This window comes from Pseudomonas sp. P4_D7, assembly GCF_056401755.1.
This window is the reverse complement of sequence record NZ_JBFUIR010000096.1, coordinates 1-5,011: the sequence shown is the minus strand read 5'-3', so window position 1 is coordinate 5,011 and position 5,011 is coordinate 1. Positions and strand designations below refer to the sequence as shown.

General features: G+C 60.8%; 4 protein-coding genes. 2 read left to right on the top strand and 2 right to left on the bottom strand.

The features are described from left to right. Positions 1–235: 235 nt before the first annotated feature. Positions 236–610, bottom strand: a complete 375-nt coding sequence (locus tag AC1DVF_RS28270; protein ID WP_427120074.1) for a DUF6124 family protein — start codon at positions 608–610, stop codon at positions 236–238. A 405-nt stretch (positions 611–1,015) separates the two neighbouring features. Next, complete coding sequence (locus tag AC1DVF_RS28265; protein ID WP_007914118.1) at positions 1,016–1,984, bottom strand: LysR family transcriptional regulator; 969 nt, start codon at positions 1,982–1,984, stop codon at positions 1,016–1,018. A 276-nt stretch (positions 1,985–2,260) separates the two neighbouring features. Here AC1DVF_RS28265 and AC1DVF_RS28260 point away from each other — a divergent pair, with 276 nt between their 5' ends. Beyond that, positions 2,261–3,760 carry an efflux transporter outer membrane subunit gene (locus AC1DVF_RS28260; protein WP_477783526.1) on the top strand — a complete coding sequence of 500 codons (1,500 nt, stop codon included), beginning with the start codon at positions 2,261–2,263 and terminating at the stop codon, positions 3,758–3,760. Positions 3,761–3,897: 137 nt separating this feature from the next. Next, a partial coding sequence (locus tag AC1DVF_RS28255; RefSeq protein WP_477783525.1) for an FUSC family protein occupies positions 3,898–5,011 on the top strand: 1,114 nt, incomplete at its 3' end.

Genomic DNA, 5,011 nt, shown 5'->3' with positions numbered 1-5,011 from the left:
GGGTGAGGGGCTCTTGATCTGATTCAGAATTTGTATTCGACTCGGTATTTCACGTCGGCGTAACTCTGCCAAACACCACAGTCAGTCCCCTCTCCCTCTGGGAGAGGGCTAGGGTGAGGGGCTCTTGATCTGATTCAGAATTTGTATTCGACTCGGTATTTCACGTCGGCGTAACTCTGCCAAACACCACAGTCAGTCCCCTCTCCCTCYGGGAGAGGGYTAGGGTGAGGGGCTTTTAGCTGTGTGCCGGGGATTGGGAGATTTCGTGGTTATCCAGCACCCGATTCACCGCCAGTTCAGCGAGCATGATGATCTGCTGAATCGCCAGAATCGTGCGCCGTTGCGGCAAGTCGATGTAGGCGGCGATGTCGCTGGTCATCAGGCTGGCTTGTGCCAGTGATTCGCAGGCGTGGACCAGCAGGCTTTCGCTGTCCTGTTCCGGTGCGACCTGGAACATGGTGCTGGGTTTGTGAAAGCGCAGGGTTAACGCGTTGGGTTTGAGGTAGTGGTCGAGGGCGCGCTCGGCGGCTTCGTGGAATTTCTTCGAACCGGGGAATTCGTAGGGGGTGGTGTCTTCCGCTTCAGGCGGATTGGGACTGTGTTTGATCATGGCAATATCCTTTTAAAGAGATGGAGCTGCCATGTTTCGTTTTCCAGGCGAAAGGGGTGGCAGCTGTACGCGGACTGGAAAAACCGGCAAAGGATCAAACCCGGCAGACCCGAAGGTCTCCCACGTACAGCCGCCATAACAAAACTTCGGCGCCGAAAAAGCGCGGCATTATGTCATGTGCTGTGATCCTGCGGGTTTTCCAGACCCGGTCGCTGATGCGTCAGCGACACCCAAATCCTAGCCAGCGCACTTCCGACGGACAACCTTCAAAACCTGTCGGAAAGATCCGCGAAATCCCCGTTCTGTAGGAGCTGCCGTAGGCTGCGATCTGTTGATTTTTAAACATCAAGATCAAAAGATCGCAGCCTACGGCAGCTCCTACAGAAGACGCATTGTGTTTACAAATCAGTTGGCGACGCGCGCGCCGGCGAGGCTGCCGCTGAGTTCGTAAGCGGCCAATTCGGCTTGATGCGCCGCAAGAATCTCTGGCAACGATCCACGCAAATACTCAACCCACGTCTTGATCTTCGCATCCAGATATTGCCGCGACGGATAGATCGCATACAGGTTCAGCTCTTGCGAGCGGTAGTTCGGCATGACCCGCACCAGTGTGCCGTTACGCAAACCTTCGATCGCCGCATACACCGGCAACACGCCCACGCCCATGCCACTGGTGATCGCGGTTTTCATCGCGTCGGCGGAGTTCACCAGAAACGGCGAGCTGTTGATGGTGACCATTTCCTGGCCTTCCGGGCCGTCGAAGGCCCATTTTTCCAGGGGGATCACCGGGCTGACCAGGCGCAGGCAGGCGTGGTTGAGCAGGTCGCTGGGCTTTTGCGCGGCGCCGTTGGCTTTCACGTAGGCCGGGGAGGCGCAGACGATGCTGTAGGTGATGCCCAGGCGTTGCGACACAAAACCTGAGTCCGGCAACTCGCTGGCGAGCACGATGGACACGTCGTAGCCCTCGTCGAGCAGGTCCGGCACGCGGTTGGCCAGGGTCAGGTCGAAGGTCACGTCCGGGTGGGTTTTGCGGTAGCGGGCGATGGCGTCGATGACGAAGTGCTGACCGATGCCGGTCATGGTGTGCACTTTCAATTGCCCGGCCGGGCGTGCGTGGGCGTCGCTGGCTTCGGCTTCGGCCTCTTCGACGTAAGCGAGGATCTGTTCGCAGCGCAGCAGGTAGCGTTTGCCCGCTTCGGTGAGGGCGATGCGCCGCGTGGTGCGGTTGAGCAAGCGGGTTTGCAGGTGGGCTTCCAGGTTGGAGACCGCGCGCGAGACGTTGGCGGTGGTGGTGTCGAGTTGCACGGCGGCGGCAGTGAAGCTGCCGGCTTCGGCGACACAACTGAAGGCGCGCATGTTTTGCAAAGTGTCCATGGGGTGCTCTCAAGGGAGATGGCAAATTGTGACACGAAGTTTCGGGGGCTGAGACCCCAGACTTAAGGATTATCTCGTTAACCGTAACAAAGATTCACAGAAATCCCAGCTTATCGCCGTACGGGGCCTTCCATAGAATTGCGCCGATCCCTGTAGGAGCTGCCGAAGGCTGCGATCTTTTGATTTTGTTTTAAGGGAATCAAGATCAAAAAATCGCAGCCTGCGGCAGCTCCAACACGGGTTCTCGATCTACCCCTCTCTCAGGAATTCGCAGCTGTGCCGCGTCGCATCAACAGAGCGCTTTTGCCGCTCAGTGTTCTGGCTTTTACCCTGGGTCTTGGCGGCTGCATCTCAACGGACGGAATTGTCCCACAGGGCACGGCAATGGAGGCCAATACACTGGCCACCGACGATGCCATCGCCCACGCCGCCCGTGACGCCAACTGGCCTACCGCGCAATGGTGGCAAGCCTACGGCGACCCGCAACTCAATCGCTGGATCGACCTCGCCGTGCAGGGCAGCCCGAGCATGGCCATGGCTGCTGCGCGACTACGCCAAGCCAAAGCCATGGCCGGTGTCGCCGAATCCGCCGAGTCATTGCAGATCAATGGCGAGTCGACCCTCAAACGCCACAACTGGCCGACCGATCAGTTCTACGGCCCCGGCGATCTGGCCAACACCACCACCTGGGATAACAACGCCGCGTTGGGTTTCAGCTACGCGCTCGACCTCTGGGGCCGCGAAAGCAATGCCAGCGAGCGGGCGGTGGATCTGGCGCACATGAGCGCCGCCGAGGCGCGGCTGGCGCAGCTGGAATTGCAGAACAACATCGTCCGCGCCTACATCGAACTGTCGCTGCATTACGCGCAGCGCGACATCGTCGCCGCGACGCTCAAGCAGCAGCAACAGATTCTCGATCTGGCGCAGAAGCGCTTGAACGGCGGGATCGGCACGCACTTCGAAGTCAGCCAGGCCGAAACGCCGTTGCCGGAAACCCATCGTCAGCTCGATGCGCTGGATGAAGAAATCGCCCTGAGTCGCAACCAGATCGCCGCGCTCGCCGGCAAAGGTCCGGGGGCGGGCGCACAGTTGCAGCGCCCGACATTGTCCCTCGGTGCTGCGCTGAAACTGCCATCGGCATTGCCCGCCGAATTGCTCGGCCAGCGTCCCGATGTAGTCGCCAGTCGCTGGCAAGTGGCGGCGCAGGCGCGCGGTATCGATGTGGCGCATGCCGGGTTTTACCCCAACGTCGATCTGGTCGGCAGCCTCGGCTACATGGCTACCGGCGGGGGCGCGCTGGAGTTTTTGACCGGCAAGAAACTCAACTACAACGTCGGGCCGGCGATCTCGCTACCGATCTTCGACGGTGGCCGACTGCGCGCCGAGTTGGGTGAAGCCTCCGCCGGTTACGACATCGCCGTGGCGCATTACAACCAGACGCTGGTCAATGCGCTGAAGAATATTTCCGATCAGTTGATCCGCCGCGAGTCGATGGACAAGCAGCAAGGCTTCGCCGCCGAGTCGGTAGCCACGGCGCAGAAGACCTACGACATCGCGATGATCGCTTATCAGCGCGGCCTCACCGATTACCTCAACGTGCTCAATGCGCAGACGTTGCTGTTCAAGCAGCAGCAGGTGCAGCAGCAGGTGCAGGCGGCGCGGTTGAGTGCGCATGCCGAATTGGTGACGGCGCTGGGTGGTGGACTGGGGGCAGGCAACGATGTGCCGACCGCCGAGAAAACCCAAGTGCCGAAAACCCCGGTTCTCCTGCGTTGAACACACAACCTGTGGGAGCGAGCTTGCTCGCGAAGAGGGCGTGTCAGCCAGCACATTGGTTGCCTGACTCACCGCATTCGCGAGCAAGCTCGCTCCCACAGGATCCCGGTCCGACCCGACTTTTCTGAGCAGAATTCATGACTCCCTTGCCCGCACCTCTGCGCTGGCTCTACTCCCTGGAATGGCGCCGTGGTTTCTTCGACTGGGCGCGCAGCGATGGCGTGACCTGGGTCTACATCTTCAAGGTGTTGATCGCCGCATTCCTCACGCTGTGGCTGGCCATGCGCCTGGAATTGCCGCAACCGCGCACGGCGATGATTACCGTGTTCATCGTCATGCAGCCGCAGAGCGGCCAGGTGTTTGCCAAGAGTTTCTATCGCTTCCTCGGCACGTTGGCCGGGTCGGCGATGATGGTCACGTTGATCGCGTTGTTCGCGCAAAACACCGAGCTGTTTCTTGGCTCGTTGGCGATCTGGGTCGGCATCTGCTCGGCCGGTGCCGCACGTTGCCGCAACTTCCGCGCCTATGGTTTTGTCCTCGCCGGCTATACCGCCGCGATGGTCGGGCTGCCGGCGCTGGCGCACCCGGACGGCGCTTTCATGGCGGCCGTTTGGCGGGTGCTGGAGATCTCGCTGGGGATTCTCTGCTCGACCCTGATCAGCGCAGCGATCCTGCCGCAAACCGCCAGCGCGGCCATGCGCAACGCCTTGTATCAGCGCTTCGGCGTGTTCGCGCTGTTCGTCACCGATGGCCTGCGCGGGCGCAGCAAAGCCGAAGCTTTCGAGGTGAGCAACGTGCGCTTTATCGCCGAAGCCGTGGGGCTGGAAGGGCTGCGCAGCGTGACCGTGTTCGAAGACCCGCACATGCGTCGGCGCAACGGTCGCCTGAGCCGTTTGAACAGCGAATTCATGGGCATCACCACGCGCTTCAACGCGCTGCATCAGTTGCTTGAACGCTTGCGCGGCAATGGCGAAGAACATGTGGTTGCCGCGATCAGACCGGGTTTGCAGGATCTCGCCGAAGTGCTTGACGGCTTCAGCGGTCGTGCCCTGACCAGCCCCGATGCTGCGCGTTTGGCGACAGCGCTGGCGACCTACAAGGAAGGGCTGCCGGCACGGGTTCGAAGCTTGCGGGCAACCTTTCAGGACACTGACCCGAGCGAAGCCGAACAACTGGATTTCCACACCGCCTACGAATTGCTCTACCGCTTCGTCGACGACCTGCACAGTTATGCACAGACCCACGCATCCC

Coding starts and splice junctions, on each gene's coding strand:
- AC1DVF_RS28270 (WP_427120074.1), bottom strand. CDS start 610: ATGATCAAACACAGTCCCAATCCGCCTGAAGCGGAAGACACCACCCCC.
- AC1DVF_RS28265 (WP_007914118.1), bottom strand. CDS start 1,984: ATGGACACTTTGCAAAACATGCGCGCCTTCAGTTGTGTCGCCGAAGCC.